Source organism: Uliginosibacterium silvisoli (assembly GCF_036017035.1).
GTDB classification, from domain to species: Bacteria; Pseudomonadota; Gammaproteobacteria; order Burkholderiales; family Rhodocyclaceae; genus Viridibacterium; species Viridibacterium silvisoli.
This window is the reverse complement of record NZ_JAYXHS010000001.1, coordinates 230992-255809: the sequence shown is the minus strand read 5'-3', so window position 1 is coordinate 255809 and position 24818 is coordinate 230992. Positions and strand designations below refer to the sequence as shown.

Below are 24818 nucleotides of genomic sequence, written 5' to 3'. Positions count from 1 at the left end.
CTGGCGCCGCAGCTCATGACCCGATGTGATTGAGCTCGGCCCAGCCGGTCCACATGATCTCGATGCCGACGCACAGCAGGATGAAGGCCATCAGGCGCATCATCACCAGCGTGCCGACGTCACCGAGGCGTTGCAGCAGTCGCGCCGCATTGCTATAGACGAGGTAGACCACGGCCACGGTCAGGGATGCTCCGACCGTGGCGATGATGACGCCGTGCAGAAAGCGCAGAGGGGTGTCCGGAAAATTCGCGCCCAGCGCGATCGCCGCCGCAATGGAGCCCGGACCCACGGTCAGCGGAAACGTCATCGGGAAGATGCTGCGCCGCTTGATCTCCAGCACCGACATGTCTGAGGCCTGTTGCGCAACGGCATCCTGTACGGCGTCCTGCACGGCATCGGCGCCGTGGTCGTTGAGCATGCGCCAGCCCGCTGCGGCGACCAGCAGGCCGCCGCCAATGCGCACGATGGGCAGCGAGATGCCGAAGACCTCCAGCACGTAGCTGCCGATCAGCATCGAGCCCACGAGGATGAACCAGCCGTTGATGGCAACCTGGCGCGCCATCAATGTCACGACATACGGATTGTTGCCCGCGGTCTGCGCGAAGATCGGTGCGCCGCTCAGCGGGTTGATGATGGGCAGCAAGGTCAGCGGTATCAGCGCCAGCGCTTTCAGGAAGGTGGCCACATAGGGCAGCAGGGATGACATGGAACCTCCGTGGGGGATGTCGGTCCTTCATGAGGCGCCCGACTGAAGCGGCAATGTTGCGCAGCCATGATTCTACGATGTCATGCCGGACAAGCCATCGGTTTGTCACCGTGACTACGATACATTGCCGCCTTCTTCGCTGCGGAAGCTCCGATCTTGAAATACCGACTCATCGCGTTTGATTTCGACGGCACGCTGGCCGATTCATTCCCGTTCTTCATCGACGTGTTTGGTTCGCTGGCTGACGCCCATGGATTCTCCCGCATCGATCACGCGGACATCGAACGCCTGCGTGGCTATGACGCCCGTGCGCTGATGCGCCATGTCGGCCTGCCGCTGTGGAAGTTCCCGCAGGTGGGGGCTCACTTCAAGCGACTGATGGCGGCCGATATCGGTCGCATCCCGCTCTTCGACGGTATTGCACCAGCCTTGCAGCAACTGTCGGCGGCAGGCATCGAACTGGCCGTGGTCAGTTCCAACTCGGCGGACAACGTGCGCGCGGTGCTCGGCGAGGACGCTGCACTGATTACCCATTTTGAATGCGGTGTCGATCTGTTCGGCAAGCGACACAAGCTGCAACAGCTGCTCAAGCGCAGCGCTCTGCCGCAGCAGGCAATGCTTTACATCGGCGACGAACTGCGCGACCACGAGGCCGCGCGTGCCAGCAGGATCGCGTTCGGTGCCGTGGCCTGGGGCTATTCGCGTTTCGATGTATTGCAGGCGCAAGCGCCGGAGGAATGCTTCAACTCGGTCGGGGAGCTGGTCACGCGCTTGTTGTGAGGGCTCAACGCAGGAGCGCCGCAATCGCGATCGCAAGGGTGATGGCGACGATGACGGCGAGCCCGAGCGTGCGGCGTCTCATGGTTTCCACGCGTTTGATCAGCTGCGTGTTCTGTTCTGCGAGCGCCTTGATCAGCTCTGAGGATGCAAGCATCTGTTCGTGCAGTTGCGCGACCTGTGCCTGCAGCGAGGGCGCGCTGCTGGTGTCGGGTGCGGCAGGCGGCTTCTTCGCGACCTTGCCCCAGAAATTCTTCGCGGCGTCGGCGAGCTTCGGGGCGTTGGCAATGACCTCTCCCCAAGGCACGAGTTGCAGTACGGAAATCCAGCCGGCGGGCATGCGTAGGCCTTTCATGCGTTGTGTTGTCTCATGGACAGGCTGTGCGCGCGATGGTTTCGGCGAGCCCTCTCTAGCCGAGCAGCTGCGGATTCTGTTGCCAGCAGGCCCAGGTCAGCGCGCTCGCGAAGCTCACCCAGGCGAGATACGGCAACTGCAAGGCGCCAGCGCGTGGCGAGATGCGCCAGAAAGCGACGACCATTGCGACGATCAGGCCCCACAGGATGATGATGTCGAGCATGGCCAGCGCGCCACGCTGCCAGGCGAAGAACAGCCATGACCAGAGGGCATTGACGACAAGCTGCGCAACGAACAGTGTCAGCGCAACACGCGTACTACGCGCACCATGCAGGCCACGTTCTCGCCACACCAGCCAGGCTGACACGCCCATGAGCAGGTAGAGGGCGGACCACACCGGCGCAAACAACCATGCCGGTGGTGCCCAGCCGGGTAGCACAAGCTGCCGGTAGAAGGACGCTGCATTGGCCGAGGCGATGCTGCCCACCGCGGCGGCGGCGAAGGCCAGCGCGAGCCAGCCAAAAAGGGCGACAAGCGAGGCGCTACGTCGCGGAGCGAGGATGTCGTGCATGTTGTCTCCTGCAGTGTGATTGCGCACCGTACCGGCAGGTCCGGCACGGTGCGATTGCTGATGTCATGCAGCCTGCGTCAGTTTGCGCAGGATCGCGTCGGAGAAAGCCGGGATGTCGGCAGGCTTGCGACTGGTGACGAGCTTGCCGTCGACGACGACGGCCTCGTCGCTCCATTCCGCACCGGCGTTGCACAGGTCTTCCTTGAGGCTCGGCCAACTGGTCATGCGCTTGCCCTGGGTGAGGCCGGCGTCGATCAACGTCCACGGTCCGTGGCAGATGGCTGCAATCGGTTTGTTCTCGCGCGCGAACTCGCGGATGAAGGTGATGGCGGTGACGTTGGTGCGCAGCTGGTCGGGGTTGGCCACGCCTCCCGGTAGCACCAGCGCGTCGAAGTCTTCGGGGCGTGCGTCGCGCAGGTCCATCTCGACCTCGAACTGGTCGCCGGGCGAGAGGTGGTTGAAGCCTTGTATCGAGTCGCCGCGAAACTTCGGCGAGATCAGCGTGACACGGGCGCCATGTGCTTCAAGGAATTTGCGTGGGTCGGTGTATTCCACCTGTTCTACGCCATCTGTCAGCAGCATGGCGATCTGGCGGCCGCTCAGGGCTGTGCCTTGTGCGGGCTGGGTCTGGTTCGGCATGGGAGGTCTCCTCTTCGTATGCGAGCGTCTGTGCTCGCATTTCTCCCCTTCCGGTCAGCATGCAGTGATCCCGGCTGTCGCGACTGCGCCCTGTGCAACACGCTGCAGGCGAGGGTGCGCGTGCTATCTTGAGTCAATGAGCCCCGTCACCGCATTGCGTTCCGTCCCCGCTGTACCCGACCTGTCCCGCGAGAGCGAAGTGCTCGCGCGGCTGGCGCGCGTGGTCAGTGAAGGCCCGTCTTCCTGCGTCTGCGTGCGTTCGCGCAGCCAGCATCAGCTCAACGCGATGGACATCGACAGCGGCTTGCTGGCGATCCCCCTGCAGGGGCTCAAGCGTGTTCGCGAGGGTGAAGGCTGGAGCACTTTCGTGCCGGGCGAAATCATTCTGGTGCCGAATGCGCGCAAGATCGACATGCAGAATGTCCCTGATGAGCGCACGGGTAACTATGTCGCCGTAGCCATCGCGCTGTGCGCCGAAGCCGTGACGGCAGCGCGGGGCCTGGTGCCACCGCAGCTGCATGGCAAGGGCGAGCCCGGTGCGATCGGCCGCGTAACCTTAGCTGACATGGCGCAGGAGCTGCTCGATTGGTGCGAGGCGATGGCACGCGGCGACGAGGTGCGCGCGCGCTACGTGCTCGTCGGCATCCTGCTCAAACTGCATGCCAGCGGGCACACCGGCGTGCTGGCTGAACCGGTGGCGACCTTGGCGGCGCGCATCCGCATCATGATCGCGGCAAACCCGGCGCGCGAATGGAGCTCCAGCGATGTCGAGACGGAGTTGGCCACGAGTGGCGCAACGCTGCGTCGTCGCCTTGCAGAAGAAGGCACGAGCTTGCGACAGGTGCTGGCGGATGCGCGCCTGTCATATGCGCTGAACCTGTTGCTGACCACGCGCTTGCCGATCAAGTCAGTCGCTGCACGCGTCGGCTACGCCTCGCCGTCGAGTTTCGTGAAGCGCTTTGCCGAGCGCTATGGTGTAGAGCCGTCGAACGTCGGCGGCACCTGAGATCCCGGCTGCAGCGGGCAAGCGGTCGAGCCGGGTAAGCAACGCCGCTGGAGGCCCGCGTCCGCGGGCATGACGGGGTCTGGTGCCGGGAGGCTCTGAGTGCGCCGTGAGCAGTTCGCGCGCGATTTCGAGCGTTTCGCGCAAGCTGCTTCTCCTATGCTCGTGTCTTCGCAGCCGGCTTCTGTGCTGCGTCTTTCTCAAGGAGCTTTCATGCTACGCAAGATATTCTCTGCGACGGGTCTCGTCGCATCCCTCATGCTCGCCGGCGTGGGCAGCACCCACGCGGCCGAACCCGTGCAACAGCTGCGCCTGTATGCCATCGACTGCGGGCGCATCGACATCAAGGACATGGGCATGTTCGCCGACACGGGCGAGTACGACGGCAAGTCCGGCAAGGTGGTCACGCCGTGCTTCCTGATCCGCCATCCCAAAGGGACTTTGTTGTGGGATACCGGCCTGGGCGACAAGCTGGCCGGCAACAAGGATGGCGTCGACAACGGGGGCTTCCTGCTCCACGTCGATACCAGCCTGCAATCACAATTGCAGGGTATTGGCGTGGCACCTGGCGACGTTGGCTACGTGGCTTTCTCGCACATGCATTTCGATCACATGGGCAATGCCAATGCCTTCCCGGCGGCGACCTGGATCCTGAACTCTGCCGAGCTGGCCTGGGCACAGTCAACCCCGCCGCCTTTTGGCGTCGATCCCTCAGCCTTCGCGGGCTACAAGTCGGCCAAGACGCAGATGATCGATAGCGACCTCGACCTCTTCGGCGATGGCTCCGTGCGCATCCTCAAGACGCCCGGCCACACGCCGGGTCACCAGGTGCTGGTGCTGAAGTTGAAGAAGGCCGGTACGGTGGTGTTGTCCGGCGATCTGTATCACACGCGCGAGAACCGCAAGTTCCACCGTGTGCCGAGCTTCAACGTCGAGCGCGCCGACACGCTGGCCTCCATCGACCGCGTGGAGGCCATCGTCAAGAACAGCAAGGGCAAGCTGTTCGTCCAGCATGACCCGCTCGACTTCAAGCTGCTGCCGAAATTCCCGGCTTATCTGGATTGATGGAGCGGGATGGTTATTTGAAGCCACACAGCGCCGATTGCCGGCGCTGTTTTCATTTCTGCGGGTGCAGATCGAGATCCTGGTTGAACATCAGCTTGTTGCCGAAGGGGTCGATCACTTCCATGAGTCTGGCATTCCACGGCGCAACTTCGACGCCTGGGCGCATGCGCGGGTTGGGCCGTGTCGCCAGTTCGGCATGCAGTGCGTCGACGTCGTCCGTGTGGATGAGCAGCTTCGCGCCGGGTGAGCCATCCCCGTAATGCTCGCTCAGGTGCAGGATCAGCGCACCGCGCGATACCTGCAGATACTTCGGGAAAGTCGGGTCGTACTGGTGCGTCCAGTCGAGCGTGAAGCCCAGCCAGTCAACATAGAAAGCCCGGGCGATATCGGCATCGAAGATGCGCAGGATGGGAATGGCGGGCTGCAAGGTCATCGTGATTGCCCGCAGTGCGTAATCTGTATGTCATGCGGATTCATGATGCGCGTTGTTCCATCAGGATCAGCGTCGAAGTGGCCGAGGCATAGACCTTGCCCTCTGCATCGGTGAGTTTCCCTTCGGTGAAGGCCACGCGCTTGCCGATGGTGATCACCCGGGCTTCCGCGCGGACGACGCCGGTCTCCACCGTCATCGCACGGTGATAGGCGATCTTCAGTTCCAGTGTGGTGTAGGCCTGACCTGCCTTGAGGCATGAGTGCACGGCGCAGCCGCAGGCCGAATCGAGCAAGGTGGCAGCATAGCCGCCATGCACGCTGCCCAGCGGGTTGTAGGCATGACGCCCGGGAGTGGCCTCGAACACCGCGCGACCTTCCTCGACTTCAACGAGGTTGAAGTCCAGCGTGTCGGCAATCGGCGGGCGTCGCCCTTTGGCGATCAGCGCCTGCAACTGTTGCAGGCCGCTGAGCTGGCCCTGGCTTTCTTCAAAGACATTCATCGTGATCCTCCGTTGCACACTTACGCACGGACAGAGGCTACCGCTGTGGCGAAGCTATGGCCAGCAATGACCAGCAATGACCAGCTATGACCAGCTCAGTGGATTGACGCGATAGAACTCGCTGAGCTCGCGGTAAAGCTCGGGATAGTGCGCGGCCATTTCCTGCGGGCGCTCGAAGAATACTTCCGAGGTGACGGCGAAGAACTCGGCCGGATTGGTAGCGCCGTAGTAGCTGAACAGGGAAGGCTCGCCGCTGTCTGCCTGCGCCTGCAGTTTTTCGAACTCGGTATTGAGCACTTGCGCCCAGCGCTTGTAGCGGCTGCGATGCGAGAGGTAGGGCGCGCCGTTGGCGTGGCCCTTTTCCTGATCGAGTTGATGGGCGAATTCGTGAATGACCACGTTGCGACCGTCGTCGATGACGGCTGCGCCATCCAGCGTGTCATCCCACGACAGGATGACCTGGCCTTGCGTCCAGGATTCGCCCGCAAGTACCTGGCGCTGGTCCTGCAGCACGCCGTTGCCATCGGTCTGCACGCGGTCGACGATGAATGCGCCGGGGTAGATGAGGATCTGCCGCAGATTACGGAAGTAACCGGCACGGCGGTTGAGCAGCAGCAGGCAGGCCTGCGCGGCGACGGTGACGCGCATTTCCATCGTCACCTCCAGCCCGGCGCAACCGATGAAAGTCTTCTCGGCAAGAAAGACCTGCATGTGTTTCTTCAGCTGCAGTTGCAGGTCGGCAGGCAGCACGCGGAAGTAGGGTACGCGGGCGCGCAGGATCTCGCGCCATTCGGCCGGAAAGGGCTCGCGGCGGATGCGTCTGCGGCGCAGCTCGACGAGCAGAGGCTCACTCGCCAGCCACAGCACGATGAGCAAGGCCACGCTGGTAATGATGATCATGGGCATCGTATTGCCTTTGCGGACCGTGCCGGCCGTTTCGGAAGTAGCTCCTATCTTGTGCTGCCGCGCGCCTTTTCAATAGCCCGTTGTGGCCGCGCCCGGCAGTGCGGCACGCGGCGTGCTCTGTCAGCGCTGTACGGCATGCCTGCTGTAACAAATTCGTCGTAACGGGCCGGAAGACGGCCTTGTGCGATAGCTGCCGTGTAAGAACTACACGGTCCGTGAGACAAGGGAGTTTCTGATGGCCGCTACCTACAAGATTTCCGAAGGCTGCCCGTTTCCGCTGGGCGCAACCTGGGACGGCTCCGGCGTCAACTTTGCGCTGTTTTCAGCGCACGCCACTGCAGTGGATCTGTGCCTGTTCGATGCAGACGGCAAGCGTGAGCTGGAGCGTATCCGCTTGCCGGAGTTCACCGACGAGGTCTGGCACGTCTACATCAAAGGCCTGACGCCTGGGGCGGTGTACGGTTATCGCGTGCATGGCCCGTACGAACCCGATGCGGGCCACCGTTTCAACCCCAACAAGCTGTTGATGGACCCCTACGCCAAGGAGCACGTCGGCCGGCTGAAGTGGGGGCCCGAGCTGTTCGGTTACGAGGTCGGCCACGCTGACGCCGATCTCTCCTATGACGAGCGCGACAGCGCCGCTCTGGTACCGAAGTGCCGCGTTGTCGACACCTCGTTCAGCTGGAATGTGGACCACAAGATCCGCGTGCCATGGGACCACACCATTTTCTACGAGACCCACGTGCGCGGCTTCACGAAGTTGCACCCGGAGGTGCCGGAGCACGAGCGTGGCACCTTCGCCGGCATGGCGCATCCCGCGGCGCTGGACTACATCAAGTCGCTCGGTGTGACCTCGGTCGAGCTGATGCCGATCCAGACCTTCGTCAACGACAGCTACCTGCTCGAGAAGGGCATGAAGAACTATTGGGGCTACAACACCATCGGCTTCTTCTCCGCTGACCCGACCTACTTTGCGCGGCCTGACATCCGCGAGCTCAAGCGCATGGTCGACGCTTTTCATGCACGCGAGCTCGGCGTGATTCTCGACGTGGTCTATAACCACACGCCGGAAGGCAACGAGCTGGGCCCGACGCTGTCCTTCAAGGGCATCGACAATGCCTCCTACTACCGCTTGCTGCCCGACAACAAGCGCTACTACATCAACGACACCGGCACGGGAAATACCATCAACATGTCCAGCCCGCGCGTGTTGCAGATGGTGATGGACAGCCTGCGCTACTGGGTGACCGAGATGAAGGTCGACGGTTTCCGTTTCGACCTGGCGACCATTCTCGGGCGTGAAGATCACGGCTTCGATGAGGGCGGGGGGTTCCTCGACAGCTGTCGCCAGGATCCGGTGCTGGCCAGCGTCAAGCTCATTGCCGAGCCTTGGGATTGCGGACCTGGCGGCTACCAGGTGGGCGGCTTTCCGCCAGGTTGGGCAGAGTGGAACGATCGCTTCCGCGATACCGTGCGCGCTTTCTGGAAGGGCGACGAAGGGCAGGTGCCGGAACTGGCCACGCGTCTGACCGCTTCAGGCGATCGCTTCAACAAGCGCGGGCGCAGGCCGTGGGCCAGCGTCAATTTCATCACTGCGCACGACGGCTACACGCTCAACGACCTGGTCTCGTACAACGACAAACACAACGAGGCCAATGGCGAAGACAACCGTGACGGACACAGCGACAACAAGTCCTGGAACATGGGCGCAGAGGGGCCCACGAATGATGCGGACATCATCGAACAGCGTGAGCGGCAGAAGCGCAACTTCCTGACGACCTTGTTGCTGTCTCAGGGCACGCCGATGTTGCTGGCGGGTGACGAGTTCGGCCGCACCCAGCGGGGCAACAACAATGCCTATTGCCAGGATAACGAAGTCAGCTGGGTGGACTGGGATATCGACGAGCGCGGTCGTGCGCTGATGGTCTTCACCCGCAAGCTCATCTATCTGCGCGAAGCGTTGCCCGTGTTGCGGCGTGGGCGTTTCCTCAGCGGCGAGCAGAACGAGGAGCTGGGTGCGCATGAGATGCGCTGGCTCGCGCCTGATGGCTCCGACCTCGATCAGGCGCAATGGGACGACGCCAATATGCGTTGCTTCGGCATGGTGCTCGATGGCCGCGCGCAGGTCAGCGGCATCCGCAAGACTGGCTCCGATGCGACGCTCCTGATGGTATTCAATGCGTATCACGACGTGGTCGACTTCACCTTGCCGGATATTCCAGGCGACACGGTGTGGATCAATCTCATCGACACCAACCAGCCGACCCGCGACGAGCTGCCGCAGTTCGAGACCGGTGATGTGTATCAGGTGACCGGGCGCTCGACCCTGCTGTTCGCCTTGCGCGCCAAGGGGGCGATGGCGCGCGTCTATCGCGATCTGGCGGAGCTGCTGACGACCAACGACGCGCTGATCGAGCAATAGCGGCTGATGCCGGCGTCTTGCCTCAGCGTTGCGCGACGAAGAAGAGACGCGGGAACGAGAACAGTCGGCGACCATCCGCGCGTGGCGGGTACGCCTGTTCGATGGCTGCGAGATAGGCCTGCTGGTAGCTGTCGCGCTGGGCGGCGGGTAGCGCCTCGAGGTAGGGGCGCAAGCCCGTACCCTTGACCCATTCGACAATGGCCGCGGCGTCGGTCATGACGTGCTCATAGCGCGTGCCCCAGATGTCCACCGTGCTGGCAAGTGGCGCCAGCAGGTCGTAGTAATGCCCCGCGCGCAGCACGCGTGGCCCTTGTCGCACGCTCGCCAGCGTTTCGCTCCATGACCCCGGCAGGCTGCGCATCCAGACATGGCTGGGCTCGTCGAAATTGTCCGGCACCTGCACGGCCAGCACGCCACCCGGGGCCAGCAGGTCGAACAGGCGCGGCAGCAGGGCGGGGTGATCGGGGAGCCACTGCATCACCGCATTGGCGAAGATCAGGTCGGGCGCAGTGCCGGGTTGCCACTGCGCAAGGTCGGCCTGCACCCACTCCAGCCCAGGCAGATCCAGGCGAGCACGCGCCAGCATTTCGGCCGAGCTGTCCACGCCGGTGATGCGCGCCTCGGGCCAGCGCTCGGCCAGCAGTGCGGTGGAGTTGCCCGGCCCGCAGCCGAGGTCGACGACGTAGCGCGGCGCAGCCAGCGGCACGCGGCCCAGCAACTCACGCGCGGGGCGTGTGCGCTCGTCGGCAAACTTCAGGTACTGCTTCTCGTCCCAGGTCGGCATGGCGGAGTCCTTCTGGCGAAAACCGCCAGTCTACGCCGTGCGCGATGTTCGGGGCATGGGGCTTCAGGGAGCCGGAAACTTCTCCCGCCAGTGACGCGCGATGTCGACGCGGCGGCATACCCATACGCGATCGTGCTGTTCGATGTAGTCGAGGAATTTCTGTAGCGACCTCATGCGGCCGGGGCGGCCGAGCAGGCGGCAGTGCATGCCGATGCTGAGCATCTTCGGCGCCTCTTCGCCTTCGGCGTAGAGCACGTCGAAGCTGTCGCGCAGGTAGGTGAAGAAGTCCTCGCCCTGGCTGAAGCCTTGCGGCAAGGAAAACCGCATGTCATTCGTGTCCAGCGTGTAGGGCACGATGAGCTGTTGCACCGTGCCGCCGTCGCTCTTCTGCACAGGCATCCAGAACGGCAGATCGTCGCCGTAGTAGTCGCTGTCGTAGAGGAAGCCGCCGTAGTCGGCAACGAGACGGCGCGTGTTCGGTGAGTCGCGACCGGTGTACCAGCCGAGTGCGCGTTCGCCGGTGAGGCGCTCGATGATCTCCATGCCGATGCGCATGTGTTCGCGCTCGGTGGCTTCGTCGAGGTTCTGGTAGTGGATCCAGCGCCAGCCGTGGCAGGCGATCTCGTGGCCGAGCGCCTTGAACGCTGCGGTGAGTTCGAGGTGTCGCTCGAGTGCCATCGATACGCCGAACACCGTAAGGGGCAGGCCGCGCTTCTCGAACTCGCGCAGGATGCGCCACACGCCGGCACGCGAGCCGTACTCGTAGATGCCTTCCATCGACATGTGACGATCCGGGAAGGCTGGCGGGTTGAACATCTCGGAGAGAAATTGCTCGCTGCCGGCATCGCCATGCAGCACCGAGTTCTCGGCGCCCTCTTCGTAATTGAGCACGAACTGCACGGCGATCTTTGCCTTGCCAGGCCAGTTGGCGTGAGGTGGGTTCTGGCCGTAGCCGACGAGGTCGCGAGGGTAGGTGTTTGGCATATCAGGTTGCTCTTGGGTGGCTTGCTTCAAGGGTAGTGGAATTGAGCGAGGCGCGCTATTTCGCATCGCGATTCAGGGACGATTTCCCCTCTCCCGGCCTCCGGCCACCCTCCCCCGAGGGGGAGGGAACTGCCTCGCGCAGTCGGGATCGTTGCAGTTCCCTCTCCATTAGGGAGAGGGTGGCCCGTCAGGGCCGGGAGAGGGGAAAGGGCGCAACAACAACCAGACTCTGCCGAAAGTGCCTGGGCTACTTCGCCCCCGCCAGATACCAGGCTCCCACCTTCACCCGCTCCTCATCCGTCATGTGCGTCATATTGCCCAGCGGCATGTTCTTCAACTGCACCGAGCGCTCATAAATCCGTTGCGCATACTGCTTTACCCGTTCCGGCGTATCCAGCTTCACGCCTGCCTGTGCGACCGGCAGGATCGTCGTCTTGTCCGCGTGACATGCGGCGCAGCGTTCCTGCGCGATGACGCTGATCTCGGCCAGTGTCGGTGCGGCGACTGCTGGTGCGTCACTGCTGGCGGTTGCGACAGGGTGCTTCGGCGCGATCCACACCAGCACCGCGAGAATGATCGCCATGCCGACCACCGGAAACTCGTAGCGCACGATGCCGAAGTGGCGCAGGTTGAAGAAGTGGCGGATCAGCACCGAGCCGATCATGATCAGGATCAGCACCAGCCAGGCATGCGGATGCGTGTAGGTGCTGGCGTAGTGGTTGCTGATCATCGCGAAGATGACCGGCAGGGTGAGGTAGTTGTTGTGATAGCTGCGTTGCTTGGCCTTCTTGCCCAGCGAAGGGTCGGGCACTTCGCCACGTTTCATGGCTGCGATCTGCTTGCGCTGGTTAGGCAGGATGATGAAGAACACATTGCCGCTCATCGTCGTGGCAATCATCGCGCCGACATGGATGAAGGCCGCACGACCTGCCAGCAGATGACACAGCACGTATGCGACGAGGGCCACCCACGCTACGTAAACAATGGCGAATACCAGCTGGCTGCGTTCGATCAGCAGCTTGGCGAGGTTGTCGTACACGATCCAGCCGACGATCAGCGTGGTGAGCCCGATGCCGATGGCGTTGGTGGGCGAGAGCGGCATCACGCTCGGGTCGATCATGTAGGTTGATGCCTGGAAGTAGTACAGCACCGAGATCAGCAGGAAGCCGGTGATCCAGGTCGAGAACGACGGCCAGTAGAAAAGGTGCAGATCATCCGGCAGGTGCTTCGGTGCGCCCGCGTATTTCTGCGGGTTGTAGAAACCGCCGCCATGCATGGCCCACAGCTCGCCGCCCACGCCGTCCTTGATCAGCTTCGGGTCGGTTGGCGGCTTGAGGCTGTTGTCGAGCCACACGAAGTAGAACGAGGCGCCGATCCAGGCAATGGCGACGATGACATGAAGCCAGCGCAGAAGCATGCTGACGGCATCGATGAGATAAGAAAAATCCACTTTCAACTCCCTGTTGGGATGGGGCTGTTTTGGCGCCAGCCCCGTGCGACCCGCCCGTAACGTCGATTTCGTCGCACACGCTTTAAATCCCGTCATTCCCGCGAAAGCGGGAATGACGGTTCAACTACCTCTGTACGTACTGAACGCCCATGGTGAGACCAACAGCGGCACGTGGTAGTGACCTTCCTCATCCGCGATGCCGAAATCCAGCGTTACGACGTCGAGGAACGGTGGGTCCGGCAGCTCGACACCACGCGCGCGGAAGTAGATGGCCACTTCGAAACGCAGTGAGTAAGCGCCTTTCTTCAGGGTGTCGCCTTGCAGCAGCGGCGCGTCGGTACGGCCGTCGGCATTGGTGACGCCGCTGACCAGAGGCGTTGTTTCGCCACGGCGGAACAGCGCGTAGGCCATGCCGCCCGCTGGATGACCATTCGCGGTGTCGAGTACGTGTGTGCTTAGCTTGCCCATGCAATGTCCATTCCGTTCTGTCGCTGCCATCGCGTTGCCGTCAGGACGGCATGGCTGGATTATAGAAAGCCTCGTGTCGGGGCCGGTGAATAGAGCCTATGCGCGAGCTGCGATATGCCTCGTTCGCCGGAGTTCGTCTCAGCCAGTCTTGCGCAGGCGCTGCGCCAGCGCCGGTGAGAGGCCATGGTAATCCACGCCGTCGGGGCCTATGGATGCCGTCGGATTGGCGACTGCTTTCTGCATGGCGCGCGCGGCGGCGCTGACGCTGTCGATCACGGGCAGGCCGAGGTGGTCGGCGAGGAGGTCGCCGATGCCGGCGAGCGCTGCGCCGCCGAGGATGATGGCGTCAGGATGGCTGACTTCCATGGCTTCTTCGCAGGCAGTGGCGAGCAGGCCGATGGCAGCTTCGCGATCGGCCGCCAGTTCGGCGCCCGACTCCTTGAGGATGTAGCTGCGGGCCAGTTGCGCAGCCAGCCCGGCGGCCTGAGCGCGACGCCGCAGGATGGGGGCCCAGCGTGGTCCGCCGGTGACGATGGCGAAGCGCCCGAACTCCGCAGCTTCCTTCATCGCGGCTTCGGCCAGCCCGATAACGGGGACGGGCGATATCTCGCGCAGCGCCTCGAGGCCGGGGTCGCCGAAGCAGCCGATCAGCACTACATCGCCGCTGCCGGGCGCGGTCTGCGCAAAGGCATCGAGGGCTGCATGCGCGGCAATGGCGTAGGCCGTTTCTGAGGCAATGTATTCGGCGCCGAAGCTGGCCGTGACCCCGAGCACCTGCCAGGCCAGCTTGTCCTGCACGCCGAGCATGGCTGTCACGTGTTCGACCAGCATCGTGGTGACGCTGCTCGATGTGTTGGGGTTGAGGATCAGCGCGCGCGGCATGCCGCGTCATCCAGTTGCAAAGATGTCTTCGATGTCATCGCTATGGGCGTCGTCGGGTACGAAACGGATGGCGCGTTCCAGTTGTTTGAGGTGCTGTTTCATGAGGCGTTTGGCGCTGCTTGCGTCGCGCGCGCTCATGGCGTCGAGCAGGGCACGATGATCGTCGCAGCCACACCCGGGCATGTGCGACGACACATTGCCATAGGTCATGAGGATCAAGGAGGTGCGTGACACAAGTTCGCGCAGCATTTTCTCCAGCGTGCGGTTGGCGGCGCGCTCGGCGATGAGCAGGTGGAAGTCGCCAGAGAGGCGAATGGCGACGCGGCGCTTGTCGTTGCGCCGTGCCGCTTCTTCCTCGGAGATGAGGCGCGATAGCACAGACAGGTCGCGCGCATTGGCGACGCCCATGAAGGTTTCGACGAGCGTGGGTTCGATCAGCAGGCGGGCGCCGAAGACTTCGCGTGCTTCTTCCGGCGTGGGACAGGCCACCGAGGCGCCGCGATTCGGTGTGAGGACCACGAGCTGCTCCGACGCCAGCCGCACCAGCACCTGGCGGATGCGTGTGCGCGACACACCGAAGGCGCGGCCGAGCTTCTCTTCGACCAGCTTGGTGCCCGGCGCAAGGCGATGATCCAGTACGGCATCGACGATACGCTCGTAGATATCGCCATCGGTCAGTGACGCCGCTTCGCTATCTGCGCTCTCCGCGTTCATGCCCGTGTGCTCTCCATGTAGTCATGCGCTATCGGCGTCGCGTGCCGTGCTCATCTCTTGAGCTTGCCGCGCGCGCGACGACGCCCCAGGGACATCAGACACAAGGTGACGGCAACGACGATGAAGGAGATGACGGTTGTCAGCGTTCCGAGGGCATAGATCACGGGCGTGGTGACGGTGGTGGTGAGCCCCTGCAGTTCGAGTGGCAGGGTGTTGAGATCGCCGATGGCCTGCGACGAGCGCGCAATCTCGTCCCACGACAGCGTGAAGCCGAACATGCCGACGCCCACGACCGAGGGCAGGATCAAGGGCAGTACGACGTGGCAGAAACTCTGCCAGGGTGTGGCGCCGAGATCGAGCGCGGCTTCCTCGTAGGCGGCATTGAAGCGGTTGAACACGGCGAACATGACCAGCAGGCCGAAAGGCAGGGTCCAGGTCAATTGCGCGCCGAGTGCCGAGGTGTAAAGCCCCATTGTCGTGGCGAAGGATTCGCTCATGCCTTGCCAGCCGGCGACTTCGAAGAACCACTTGAGCGCGGTGTCGAGCAGGCGGAAGGACAGGCCTACGCCGAGCGAGACGATGATGGAAGGCATGATCAGGCTGGCCACCACCACGTAGAACAGCACATTGCCACCCTTGAGTGCCTTGCGGAAAGCCAGTGCCGCACTGACCGACAACAACACCGTCAGCAGGGTGACAACGAGACCGAGCTTGAGCGAACGCACGAAGGCGGAGCCGATGTCGACAACGCCGATGCCTTCCATCAACTTGTGGAACCAGTGCAGCGAGACGCCATTCATGGGAAAGGTCAAACCACCGTCCGGCCCCTGGAAGCTCAGCACGAAAATGGTGATGGTCGGCCCGTAGAGGAACAGCAGGAACAGGCCGAAGAACGTGGCGAGGGCATAGAAGCCGAAAGATCTTTTCTCGTGCATGGCTCACAGCTCCTTGCGGATATCGACGAGGCGCGTCAGCGCCCAGATGATCATCAGCACCACCGCCAGCAGGATCACGGCATTGGCCGCTGCCAGCGGGAACTGCAGGTAGCTGGTCTGCACCTGGATGATCTTGCCGACCGAGGCGATCTGCTGACCGCCCATGACGCCGATGGTGACGAAGTCGCCCATGACGATGGTGATGACGAAGATCGAACCGATGATGATGCCGGTCCGCGACAGCGGCACGATGACATTCCACAGCGTCTGCCAGGGTGTAGCCCCGCAATCCAGCGCTGCTTCGAGCAATGAGCGATCAATGCGCATCATCGAATTGAAGATGGGCACGATCATGAAAATGGTGAAAAGATGGATGAAGGCCAGCACCACCGAGAAGGACGAGAACAGCAGCCACTCCTGCGGTTGTGAGACGAGGCCCGCGCCCATCAGCATGTCATTGATGAGGCCGTTGCGGCCGAGCAGTGGCACCCAAGAGATCATGCGGATGACATTCGAGGTCCAGAACGGGATCGTGCACAGCAGGAACAACACGGTCTGCATGCCGACCGTCTTGACGTGGAAGGCGAGGAAGTAGGCGACGGTGAAGCCGATGAGCAGGGTGCTCAGCCAGGTGAGGAAGCAGAACTTCAGCGTCGACAAGTAAGTCTTGAGCGTGACACACAGATCGCTGGCATTGCTGCAGCCTTCGAAGATCGCGATGTAGTTCTTCGGCGTGAACGCCGGGATCAATTCGTACTCGCTGGCGTCCCAGAAGCTGACAGCCAGGATCAACACGAGGGGCAGGATGAAGAACAGCAGGAACACCAGCCCCAGCGGCCCGGCTTGCACCCAGGGGGCCGGGCCTGCACGTCGCGCCTTCGGTTTTCCTGATGCGGTGACGGTACTGACCGTCGGCGTAGTGGGTGTGCTCATTGTCGGGACGTGTAGGCCATGCGAAAAATCAATCGCATGTTGGTGTCATGGATGCAGAGGACGCTCGGAACCGTCTCCTCGTTGCGTGCTGCAGGCAACGAGGAGCGGGTGTGGCGTGCTCAGGCGGCTACGAACTCATTCCACTTCTTGACCATGTACTCGTTCTCGTCCATGACCGCATTCCAGCAGGCGATGCCGCCCATGCGTTGCTCATAGGAGCCGCCATCACGGATGGAGCCGGCCTTGGCCAGCAGGTCGCCATTCGGAGACTTGATGTCCTGCGTGGCGGCCTTGCCTTCCATCCAGTAAGCCCATTCGTAGGCTTCCATCTTGGCCTTGGCGGTATCGAGCACGGCCGAGTAGTAGCCCTGGCGATTGAGGTAGGCGCCGGCCCAGCCGTCGAGGAACCAGTTGATGAACTCATAGACGCCATCAGCCTTCTTGCCCGTGACGGTCTTCGGCACGCCGAAGCCGGCAGCCCAGGCGCGATAGCCTTCCTTGAGTGGCTGGAAGGTACAGGCGATGCCCTTGGTGCGCACTGCCGTGACGGCCGGTGACCACATCGACTGGATGACGACTTCGCCGGAGGCCATCAGGTTGACCGACTCGTTGAAGTCCTTCCACAGTGCGCGGAACTGGCCGGCCTTCTTCGCCTCGATGAGGGTCTTGATCGTGAGATCGATCTCCGCCTTGGTCATGTTGCCCTTGTCGGCATACTTGTGGATGCCCATGGCTTCCACGACCATCGCCGCATCCATGATGCCGATCGACGGGATGTTGAGAATGGCCGCCTTGCCCTTGAACTCGGGGTTGAGCAGTTCCTTCCACGAGTCGATCGGACGCTTGATCAGGTCGGGACGGATGCCCAGCGTGTCGGCGTTGTAGACCGTTGGAATAAGCGTCATGAACTGCGTCGGCGTGGCCGAGAATTTCTTCGAGCCCGGGCCTTCGACGAAGATCACTTTCTTCGGCGCCGTGCCCTGGTCGCCCACTTTCTTGCCGCCCACTTCACCCTTGGTGAACAACGTGGTGATCTTGTCGGCGTTCTTGATGCGCTTGGTGTCGATGGCCAACAGGTTGCCCGTCGGCAGGATCTTCTTGAGCGAGAAAAACTCGGTGTCGATCAGGTCGAAGGAGTTGGGCGCGGTGACGGCGCGCTTGGTGACTTCGTCGGTCGTCACCGGGATGTACTGGATCTCGATGCCGGTGTCGGCCTTGAATTTCTCGGCGATGGCCTTGTCCTGATTCACTGCGGTGCCGAGGTAGCGCAGCACCAGCTTGTCAGCGGCCTTGACATAGGGGAAGCCGGTGATTGCCGCCGCTGCCACACCCGCCTTGAGCAGGTTGCGGCGCGTCGCGCTCGGCGCTTCGTCTGCGGCTGCGGATTGCACTGGTGCGGGGGCCTGTGAGTCGGAATCGTGCTCTGCCATGTTGATCTCCATGCATCGTTGAATGGGGCACGCCGCACGACTTTGTACGGCCTGCCGTAATAAAACCACTGTTCGCAGCGATGTTCACTGCGGCGAATGACGTACTGCCGGTTCAGGCTTGCAGGCGATGCGCGTCTGCCGTACGCCAGCTCACCTGTACCGCACTTCCCACCTCGACCGGTGAGGTGAAGAACTCGGATTCCTGCACCATGACCGACAGGTCATCGTGTGCTTCGGCGCCCAGTGACACCAGCACATAGGTGCCCTGGTACTCGATATTGCGCACGGTGGCGTTGAGCGCGTCAGCGCCTGTCGCTGAGCCTGTGTTCTTGTGCAGCTGCATGCGATCGGCACGCACTGCAATCGTCTGGTCGTTGCGCTTGAGCACGTTGTGCCCGCCCATGAAGCGTGCGACGAATTCCGATGCTGGTGCATTGAACAGTTCGTGTGGTGTCGCGACCTGTTCGATGCGGCCGCCATTCATCACGACGACCTGGTCGGCGAGCGCCATGGCTTCTTCCTGCGAGTGCGTGACATGCACGAAGGTGAAGCCGAGTTCGAGTTGCCAGCGCTTCAATTCGGCGCGCATGCGGATGCGCAGGAAGGGGTCCAGTGCAGAGAGCGGTTCGTCGAGCAGTAGTACCTTGGGTTCGGTAATCAGTGCTCGCGCCAGGGCCACGCGTTGCTGCTGGCCGCCCGAGAGTTCCGCAGGCTTGCGTTGCGCGTAGCTGCTCATCGCGACGCGTTCCAGCAGGTCGGCGGCGCGCTTGAGGCGCTCGGGCTTTGCGACGCCACGCACCTTCAGGCTGAAGGCGACGTTCTCCTGCGCCGTGAGGTGCGGGAAGAGGGCGTAGCTCTGGAACATCATCGCCGTGCCGCGCTCTGCGGCCGGCAGGATGGTGATGTTGCGGTTACCAAGCAGGATGTCACCGTCGCTGGCCTCTTCGTGGCCGGCGATCATGCGCAGTGTGGAAGTCTTGCCGCAGCCCGAGGGGCCGAGCAGGCAGCAGTAGCTGCCGGAGGGGATGCGCAGGTCGATCGCGTCTACCGCGGTTGTCGTGCCATAGCGCTTGGTGAGCTTGATGAGTTCCAGCTCGGAGTCACGTGTTGGCTGCATGAGCCTTCCCCTTCCTTGAGGATTGCCCAGGCCGACGTTGGCCTGGCGTGTTCGGGGCGTTTCATACGCAAGCGCTCAAACGCAATTGAGACTGGATTGCCCCGGACCGAGATCGCAAAAGCATCGCCCGTGCCAGAACGTAAAAGTGTCGGGTGTGGCGCTCCTCTGATTTTTCGAAGCGCCGGATTGCATACAATCCACAAAAAAAATGCACACAAAAAGTGCCGCGTGCATTGTTTTGATGCGCGCCGGGAAAGGGGGCGGCTCGGGGGTACGTGGATCCGGTTGGGCACATGCGCCACATGCCGGCGCCGATATATTGCTCGTGATGAGTCGCGCCGAAAGTGCTGCGCAGTATCCGACTTGCCTGAACGGCACTATAAGAAGCCCGCTCTAGGCGCCCGGGGGGCGATTGCCTAAGCTTCAAGCCAGAGCACTACAGCCAGATATATAGCGCCTGGGGCGCCCACAGACCTGACGGACTCACTCATGGAATCGCACACAGCGTCTGCACAAGGCTTGTCGCAACTCGATCAACCGGCATTCATCGCTGCGCTCGAAGGCATTTTCGAGCATTCGCCATGGGTCGCGGAGCGTGCGTGGCAACTGCGCCCGTTCGCAACGCGTGACGCCTTGCTTGCAGCACTGTGCGGCGTGGTGGCACAGGCCTCTCATGAGGAGCAGATGCAGCTCGTGTGCGCGCACCCGGAGCTGGCGGGCAAGGCTGCAGTGCGTGGTGAGCTGACGGAAGAATCCACGCGCGAGCAGGCCGGCGCACGTCTCGATGCGTGCTCGCCAGAGGAATTCGAGCGTCTGCAGACGCTCAACGCAGGCTATCGCGAGAAGTTCGGTTTCCCTTTCATCATCGCCGTGCGCGGGTTTGATCGCACGCAGATCATCGAGCAATTCGCTGCGCGTCTTGGCAATGGAAAGGAAGAGGAGTTCCAGGAGGCGCTGCGCCAGATCGACAGGATCGCAGCGCTGCGCTTGCGGGAGCGGGTTGCAGAGTCAGAGTCGTAGCGGGCAAGTGCCCGCCACGGGGTTCAGACCATCATGGGTGTGCCATGGAGACGAATCGGCGTCGAGGGCACGGGCCGGGACGGCGGGCTGGCGTAGTGCCGCACGATGGATACGATCTGCTCGCGGAACCAGCGGCCTTCGTCCGCATAGTGTGTGCGGTCGTGCCACAACAGGTAGAAGCTCATGCTCGGAAAGTCGATGGGCGAGCGCGAGATCGTGACTGGCAGCAGCTTGGCGTAATGCTCGGCAAGCATGCGCGGGCAGGTGAAGATCATGTCCGATTCCAGCAGCATGTACGGCGCAAGATTGAAGTAGGGCACGTAGGCCACGACATTGCGCTTCAGGCGCTCGCGCGCCAGATGCATGTCGATCACACCGCGACGGCCGACCGAGTAAGGCGTGGGCGCCACGTGCTCGGCATCGAGATAGTTCTTCATGGTCAGCGGGCGGCCTGCCAGCGGATGGTCGCTGCGCATGACGCACACCACCTCGTCTTCGAACAGCGGCGTGATGCGGAGCTGTTCAGGCGGCTGTGGCCAGTTGCCGATGACCACGTCCAGCTCGCCGTTTTCCAGCGTGGAGGTGAAATCCTGGTCCGGCCCCAGGGAGTGGAAGACAACCTGGGAGTGCGGCGCCAGCTTGCGCATGCGTGCCACGATGCTGCCCAGCAGAGCGGCATTCAGGTAGTCGGGCGTGGCGATATTGAAGACGCGGCGCGAGCAGGCCGGGTCGAAACGCGTTTGCTGCACCACAATGGACTCGATATTGGCGAGTGCCTGCTTGACCGGTTCCAGCAACGCAGCGCCCCGCTCGGTAGGGGTCATGCCGTTCTTGCTGCGCACCAGCAGGGGGTCACCCGTCAGGTCCCGCAGGCGGCGCAAGGCCGTGCTGACCGCGGGTTGCGACTGATTCAGGCGGCGCGCGGCGCGTGAGACGCTGCAATCCGTCAGCAGTGCATGAAGGACGCGCAGCAGATGCACGTCGATGGATTCCCAGTTGCCAGCATGTGTCATGAATTGCCTCGATGGTTAAACCTGCTTGTACACAAGATGGACAAAAGCAATTGATGTGCCGGTTGTGGAATGCGTCATCGATGGCGTGGACGCGAGGACTTGATATCCGATAAAATTACTCAACTATTGCAACGTGCGTCCGGCTTCTTGCTCGATGCGGATGCAATCGCGATTCCCCTGGAGCCCAAAAATGACCGTTCAAGAGAAAATCCACCAAACCGTTACCAGCAATCCCGTCGTGCTGTTCATGAAGGGAACGCCCCAGTTCCCGCAGTGCGGCTTCTCCTCCACCGTGGCGCAGATCCTCAAGCTGAGCGGTCTCGAAAGCTATGCTTCCGTCAATGTGCTGGCTGACGAGGAAGTCCGCCAGGGCATCAAGGAGTACGCCAACTGGCCCACGATTCCACAGCTCTACATCAATGGCGAATTTGTCGGCGGCTGCGACATCGTCAAGGAGATGTACCAGGCTGGCGAACTGCAGACGCTGCTGGCAGGCGTAGCGAAGTAATCGCCGCCGCATCGCTGTCAAAAAAAGGGCCGCACAGTCGATGACTGTGCGGCCCTTTGTTCGTGCATGCCGGCCTAGTTCCGGGCCGGCAGCTCTTCCTCATTGGTCGGGTATTCCGGCATTCCGGTCCAGCGGAACCACGCCTTGCGCGCGAGGTGCGCTGCAAGCAGATGGGGCGGCATGCGCAGCCAGTGCGCGCGTACATACAGCGCCCAGCGCGCCAGCGCCGTCCAGCGATCGTCGGCCAGCGGGTGATCAGCCCGCAGTGCGCGTTGGTAGAGGGCGTCCATGAAAGGCAAGCGCACACCGCCGAAGCGACGCAGCTCGCGGACGATATCGGGCGGGACCGGTGTGTCGAGCATCTCGGTGCACATGCGGATCGCATAGCACAGCGGGCGTCGCAGATGCAGCAGCCCGGCGCGTTCAGACAGCATTGCCCAGAACCCGTCCTGCTTGCCGAAGTGACGCAACAGGCGGTCGAGATCGGAGAGATCGCGCAGCCCGCTACCGAGCTCGCCTTCGTGGAACAGATGACAAGCGCTGTGCAGCACCATGTCGGCCGGGCATAGCACGAATACGCCTGGCATATCGGGCAGTTCCTGTGCCTGCTCGAGGAGCAGCTTCGCGTCTGGCGGATGGCGTGCGGTGGAGGGCAGGATGTTGTGATGCACATCCAGCACGCTGTGGCGCTTGAGATGGGTCAGCGGCGGGAGTTCGTGCATCCACTCGCGGTAGTAGCGCTGGTCGTAGTCCGATACGGCGCCGCTGTTCCAGCCGTGCAGAATGAGCGTGGACTCCGCTTCCGGCAGGTCCTGGCGCCGGAACAGCAGATCGATGTCGCCAAACATGCGGCCGCGTGACAGCGGTAGATTCGCGGCGAGGTAGGCGCCGCCCTTGAGCAGAACGGTCGGCAGTTTGCTGGCGGCGAGGGCGTCGCGTACGTGTTCGATTTCGGTGAGTCCTGCCATGCGCTGCCGGCGACCCAGCAGGCGCGCAGCGATCAGGTGATCGCGTGGCCCTTGCGGGACCGCTTCGAGCAGGCCGGCGACCGCAAGATCCTCGGCGAGACGCGCCAGTACATTTGCGACACGCGCCAGACGAATGATCTGATCCCAGTCGCCCAGCGTGAGCCGGCTGGCTTCCGAGGTGTCGCGCATCAGGCGCAGCAGCGGATCGGTCTTCATGCCATGTCCGCCTCTACGGCCAGCTCGCTGGCGGCGCTGGCACGCGCAGCCAGTTCATCGAAAATGGCGATGGCATCGTCGAGCTGGCTGTAACGGAAGCTCAGGCAGTCGCTCATGTCGATGACTTCACCCAGCACCTCGAAGCCCTGCCGGCCGAGTGCTGCGTAATTGAAGGCGTTTTCGGCAAGCTGCAGGAAGGCCTCATGCTTCGCCATCGGTGTGAGCACCGGCGCGGAGCCAGCCTCGTATTTCGGAAATACGATCCAGCGAGGCCTGGCTGTTTCGTCGACGCGTCGTACGCTCTCACTCGGCGCGCGCAAGTGGGCGACGGTACCTTTCTTGGTGTCCGGCACCACAGGTCCGAAAATCGCGTCGGGCGCATAGCTGCGCATGATGTCGATCGAGGCGTTCTTCAGGTTGATGGGGCGCGCCAGACCGAGGATGTTGCAGCTTGCCGGATCGATCAGGGTCATCTCGTCAGACAGGAGTCGCCAGCCGCGGTGCACGAGGGCTGCACACAAGGTGCTTTTGCCAGAACCGGGCGGGGCCGGGAGGATCGCTGCGAAGCCATTCTTTTCTACGACGGCAGCGTGTGCCATGAGGTACTGGTGGCAGTAGTTCGCGATACACCAGTTCATGCCCCATTCGAGCAGGGCAAAAGCCTGTGGCTGCGGCAAGGCCAGAAACGGCGCGTGGCCATCGTGTTCGAAGATGATCTGCGGCTTGATCCAGCGGCGTAGCAGATCTGTACCGCGCAGATGTACGTGGAAATCGGCGAAGCCACCTGGTGCTTCGACGGGATATTCCGCGTAAAGACGCCACAGCGCGGTAGCGACGTCGTCACGTGCGCAGCGGATCGCCATGCGGATCGGGCCGCTGCGCAATACCAGTTCGCCGCGCTTGAGGCGGGCGCGCAATTCGCCGCTGCTTAGATCGGCGAGTCTTGCACGTGCTGTGGTTTCGGTAGTCGGAGAGAGGGTTGGCTTGGAGTTCAAGGCGCTTCAAGCTGACGAATACGATCCAGGGCACCTAGGATGGCATGCTCCAGCGTTTCGTCAAGCGGCAGCGCGAGACGCTGTGCCAGATGCTCGGGGAGAAGTTCGTCGCTGACGCCTTGCAGGCGTGAGGCCGTGAGGACTTCCGCTGTAAGGGGGTCGATCGCGTGGGTATTACCATTCACGGCATTCCACGCGACAGCACCCTCATCCCAAGTGCGGAGATGCCAGGCGGAACGGGCGTTCAGCATCGACCGAGGTCGATCAGACCTTGGGGACGAAGTATGTAAGGTAATGGCTTACCTTGCTGCCATCCCAGGCCGAAGCACCGGCATAAGGGGTGTAGGAATTCTTCGTTGCCCATTCACTCCACATGGCCACGACGGCCTGTGCCGTGCCAGCTTGCGAAGCAATGCCATCCACCGGGAACTTGACCTTGCCGGCGCAGACGTTGAGATAAGCCGCAACAAACTGGCGAGCGACCTGGATCCCGGTGGTGCTGTTGCTCAGGGACAGCACCTCATAGAAGCTCATGGGCGCTGCACCGCCGCTTGTGGTCTTGTACATGCGGCAGCCGCTCGCACTGCCTTGTTGGGTGAACACGTTATGAAACAGCGTGTCGCGCCAAACGGCTTCCTGCGCGGAGCAGTTCGTGTTGCCAAGCTTGCTTTTCCAGGTGTCGCAGGAGTCTGCCGTCGAGCAATTGCCAAGCTGGGTCGTGCCGTGGCTTTTTGCGGCCGAAAGCGTTTGCGAGGGCGCAACGCAGTCTGTGGCAAACACCGCAGGGCTAGCGAGAGTGGCAACGACCGGTCCTGACGCCAGACCGGCGCGGATCAGCTTGCGGCGGGCGTCGCTCATCTTGGCTGGCTCGGGGCTTGCAGTTTGCTCGGGCTTTGTCGGGTTCATGGTTGCTTGCTTCCGTAAGGTCTGTTGCGGCGCCGAGGCGTCTTTCGCTGCGATTGTCGCCTGACTGGCGTGCGGGCGAGCAGAACTAAGTCACGCAGCGTCATCCAGCGCTGAATTGA

Annotated in this window: 28 protein-coding genes; 6 read left to right on the top strand and 22 right to left on the bottom strand. The window is 62.6% G+C overall.

From position 1 onward, the window contains the following. Positions 1-13: 13 nt before the first annotated feature. A complete protein-coding gene (locus VVD49_RS01210; protein WP_327597297.1) occupies positions 14-706 on the bottom strand; it encodes a MarC family protein in 693 nt (230 codons plus the stop codon). Positions 707-862: 156 nt separating this feature from the next. On the opposite strand from VVD49_RS01210, the gene VVD49_RS01205 reads away from it, so the two are divergent. Continuing rightward, positions 863-1486, top strand: a complete 624-nt coding sequence (locus VVD49_RS01205) for an HAD hydrolase-like protein (RefSeq protein WP_327597296.1) — start codon at positions 863-865, stop codon at positions 1484-1486. Positions 1487-1490: 4 nt separating this feature from the next. Here VVD49_RS01205 and VVD49_RS01200 read toward each other — a convergent pair whose 3' ends face one another. The 3 genes from VVD49_RS01200 to VVD49_RS01190 form a co-directional block, all read right to left on the bottom strand. After that, complete coding sequence (locus VVD49_RS01200; RefSeq protein ID WP_327597295.1) at positions 1491-1838, bottom strand: hypothetical protein; 348 nt, start codon at positions 1836-1838, stop codon at positions 1491-1493. 55 nt (positions 1839-1893) lie between these two features. Next, positions 1894-2409 (bottom strand): TspO/MBR family protein, encoded by a 516-nt coding sequence (locus VVD49_RS01195; RefSeq protein WP_327597294.1) that lies wholly within the window; start codon positions 2407-2409, stop codon positions 1894-1896. A gap of 63 nt (positions 2410-2472) precedes the next feature. Beyond that, positions 2473-3048 (bottom strand): type 1 glutamine amidotransferase domain-containing protein, encoded by a 576-nt coding sequence (locus tag VVD49_RS01190; RefSeq protein ID WP_327597293.1) that lies wholly within the window; start codon positions 3046-3048, stop codon positions 2473-2475. A gap of 136 nt (positions 3049-3184) precedes the next feature. On the opposite strand from VVD49_RS01190, the gene VVD49_RS01185 reads away from it, so the two are divergent. Further along, complete coding sequence (locus tag VVD49_RS01185) at positions 3185-4054, top strand: helix-turn-helix transcriptional regulator (protein WP_327597292.1); 870 nt, start codon at positions 3185-3187, stop codon at positions 4052-4054. A gap of 210 nt (positions 4055-4264) precedes the next feature. Then, positions 4265-5116 (top strand): N-acyl homoserine lactonase family protein, encoded by an 852-nt coding sequence (locus VVD49_RS01180; protein ID WP_327597291.1) that lies wholly within the window; start codon positions 4265-4267, stop codon positions 5114-5116. A gap of 52 nt (positions 5117-5168) precedes the next feature. Here the strand turns inward: VVD49_RS01180 and VVD49_RS01175 are convergent, their stop codons facing one another. The 3 genes from VVD49_RS01175 to VVD49_RS01165 all read right to left on the bottom strand — a co-directional run bounded on the left by VVD49_RS01175 (position 5169) and on the right by VVD49_RS01165 (position 6954). Then, a complete protein-coding gene (locus VVD49_RS01175) occupies positions 5169-5549 on the bottom strand; it encodes a glyoxalase superfamily protein (RefSeq protein WP_327597290.1) in 381 nt (126 codons plus the stop codon). A 40-nt stretch (positions 5550-5589) separates the two neighbouring features. Beyond that, complete coding sequence (locus VVD49_RS01170) at positions 5590-6048, bottom strand: PaaI family thioesterase (protein WP_327597289.1); 459 nt, start codon at positions 6046-6048, stop codon at positions 5590-5592. Between the two features lie 84 nt (positions 6049-6132). Beyond that, positions 6133-6954: a M90 family metallopeptidase gene (locus VVD49_RS01165; protein ID WP_327597288.1), complete on the bottom strand. Its 822-nt coding sequence runs from the start codon at positions 6952-6954 to the stop codon at positions 6133-6135. Positions 6955-7189: 235 nt separating this feature from the next. Here VVD49_RS01165 and glgX point away from each other — a divergent pair, with 235 nt between their 5' ends. Then, the gene (glgX, locus tag VVD49_RS01160; protein WP_327597287.1) at positions 7190-9376 is read left to right on the top strand and encodes a glycogen debranching protein GlgX; all 2187 of its coding nucleotides are present in this window, start codon (positions 7190-7192) and stop codon (positions 9374-9376) included. A 22-nt stretch (positions 9377-9398) separates the two neighbouring features. On the opposite strand, the gene tam is transcribed toward glgX, so the two are convergent. The 10 genes from tam to VVD49_RS01110 all read right to left on the bottom strand — a co-directional run bounded on the left by tam (position 9399) and on the right by VVD49_RS01110 (position 19073). Beyond that, positions 9399-10160, bottom strand: coding sequence for a trans-aconitate 2-methyltransferase (tam, locus tag VVD49_RS01155; protein WP_327597286.1), 762 nt, complete (start codon positions 10158-10160; stop codon positions 9399-9401). A gap of 63 nt (positions 10161-10223) precedes the next feature. Continuing rightward, positions 10224-11144, bottom strand: coding sequence for an allantoinase PuuE (puuE, locus tag VVD49_RS01150; RefSeq protein WP_327597285.1), 921 nt, complete (start codon positions 11142-11144; stop codon positions 10224-10226). Between the two features lie 247 nt (positions 11145-11391). Next, the gene (locus VVD49_RS01145) at positions 11392-12594 is read right to left on the bottom strand and encodes a urate hydroxylase PuuD (protein ID WP_327597284.1); all 1203 of its coding nucleotides are present in this window, start codon (positions 12592-12594) and stop codon (positions 11392-11394) included. A 120-nt stretch (positions 12595-12714) separates the two neighbouring features. After that, positions 12715-13062, bottom strand: a complete 348-nt coding sequence (gene uraH / locus VVD49_RS01140) for a hydroxyisourate hydrolase (RefSeq protein ID WP_327597283.1) — start codon at positions 13060-13062, stop codon at positions 12715-12717. Between the two features lie 138 nt (positions 13063-13200). After that, on the bottom strand, positions 13201-13944 hold the full coding sequence (locus VVD49_RS01135; protein WP_327597282.1) for an aspartate/glutamate racemase family protein: 744 nt from the start codon (positions 13942-13944) through the stop codon (positions 13201-13203). Positions 13945-13950: 6 nt separating this feature from the next. Further along, the gene (locus VVD49_RS01130) at positions 13951-14658 is read right to left on the bottom strand and encodes a GntR family transcriptional regulator (RefSeq protein ID WP_327597281.1); all 708 of its coding nucleotides are present in this window, start codon (positions 14656-14658) and stop codon (positions 13951-13953) included. 50 nt (positions 14659-14708) lie between these two features. Continuing rightward, positions 14709-15593, bottom strand: a complete 885-nt coding sequence (locus VVD49_RS01125; protein ID WP_327597280.1) for an ABC transporter permease — start codon at positions 15591-15593, stop codon at positions 14709-14711. Between the two features lie 3 nt (positions 15594-15596). Next, positions 15597-16526 (bottom strand): ABC transporter permease, encoded by a 930-nt coding sequence (locus VVD49_RS01120; protein ID WP_327597279.1) that lies wholly within the window; start codon positions 16524-16526, stop codon positions 15597-15599. 119 nt (positions 16527-16645) lie between these two features. After that, on the bottom strand, positions 16646-17956 hold the full coding sequence (locus VVD49_RS01115; protein ID WP_327597278.1) for an ABC transporter substrate-binding protein: 1311 nt from the start codon (positions 17954-17956) through the stop codon (positions 16646-16648). Positions 17957-18068: 112 nt separating this feature from the next. After that, positions 18069-19073, bottom strand: coding sequence for an ABC transporter ATP-binding protein (locus tag VVD49_RS01110; RefSeq protein ID WP_327597277.1), 1005 nt, complete (start codon positions 19071-19073; stop codon positions 18069-18071). A gap of 489 nt (positions 19074-19562) precedes the next feature. On the opposite strand from VVD49_RS01110, the gene uraD reads away from it, so the two are divergent. After that, positions 19563-20093: a 2-oxo-4-hydroxy-4-carboxy-5-ureidoimidazoline decarboxylase gene (gene uraD / locus VVD49_RS01105; protein ID WP_327597276.1), complete on the top strand. Its 531-nt coding sequence runs from the start codon at positions 19563-19565 to the stop codon at positions 20091-20093. A gap of 23 nt (positions 20094-20116) precedes the next feature. Here the strand turns inward: uraD and VVD49_RS01100 are convergent, their stop codons facing one another. Further along, positions 20117-21106 carry a LysR substrate-binding domain-containing protein gene (locus VVD49_RS01100; protein WP_327597275.1) on the bottom strand — a complete coding sequence of 330 codons (990 nt, stop codon included), beginning with the start codon at positions 21104-21106 and terminating at the stop codon, positions 20117-20119. Between the two features lie 190 nt (positions 21107-21296). Here VVD49_RS01100 and grxD point away from each other — a divergent pair, with 190 nt between their 5' ends. Further along, complete coding sequence (gene grxD, locus VVD49_RS01095; protein WP_327597274.1) at positions 21297-21614, top strand: Grx4 family monothiol glutaredoxin; 318 nt, start codon at positions 21297-21299, stop codon at positions 21612-21614. A 74-nt stretch (positions 21615-21688) separates the two neighbouring features. On the opposite strand, the gene VVD49_RS01090 is transcribed toward grxD, so the two are convergent. The 4 genes from VVD49_RS01090 to VVD49_RS01075 are packed head-to-tail and all read right to left on the bottom strand — an operon-like array spanning position 21689 to position 24699. After that, positions 21689-22798: a nucleotidyltransferase domain-containing protein gene (locus tag VVD49_RS01090; protein WP_327597273.1), complete on the bottom strand. Its 1110-nt coding sequence runs from the start codon at positions 22796-22798 to the stop codon at positions 21689-21691. Then, entirely contained in the window at positions 22795-23793 is a 999-nt protein-coding gene (locus tag VVD49_RS01085) for an HprK-related kinase A (RefSeq protein WP_327597272.1), read from the bottom strand. The genes VVD49_RS01090 and VVD49_RS01085 overlap by 4 nt, the downstream gene beginning before the upstream one ends. Continuing rightward, complete coding sequence (locus tag VVD49_RS01080; protein WP_327597271.1) at positions 23790-24044, bottom strand: hypothetical protein; 255 nt, start codon at positions 24042-24044, stop codon at positions 23790-23792. Before VVD49_RS01080 ends, VVD49_RS01085 begins: the two co-directional genes overlap by 4 nt. Before the next feature lie 13 nt (positions 24045-24057). Beyond that, positions 24058-24699: a hypothetical protein gene (locus VVD49_RS01075; protein ID WP_327597270.1), complete on the bottom strand. Its 642-nt coding sequence runs from the start codon at positions 24697-24699 to the stop codon at positions 24058-24060. Between the last annotated feature and the right edge of the window lie 119 nt (positions 24700-24818).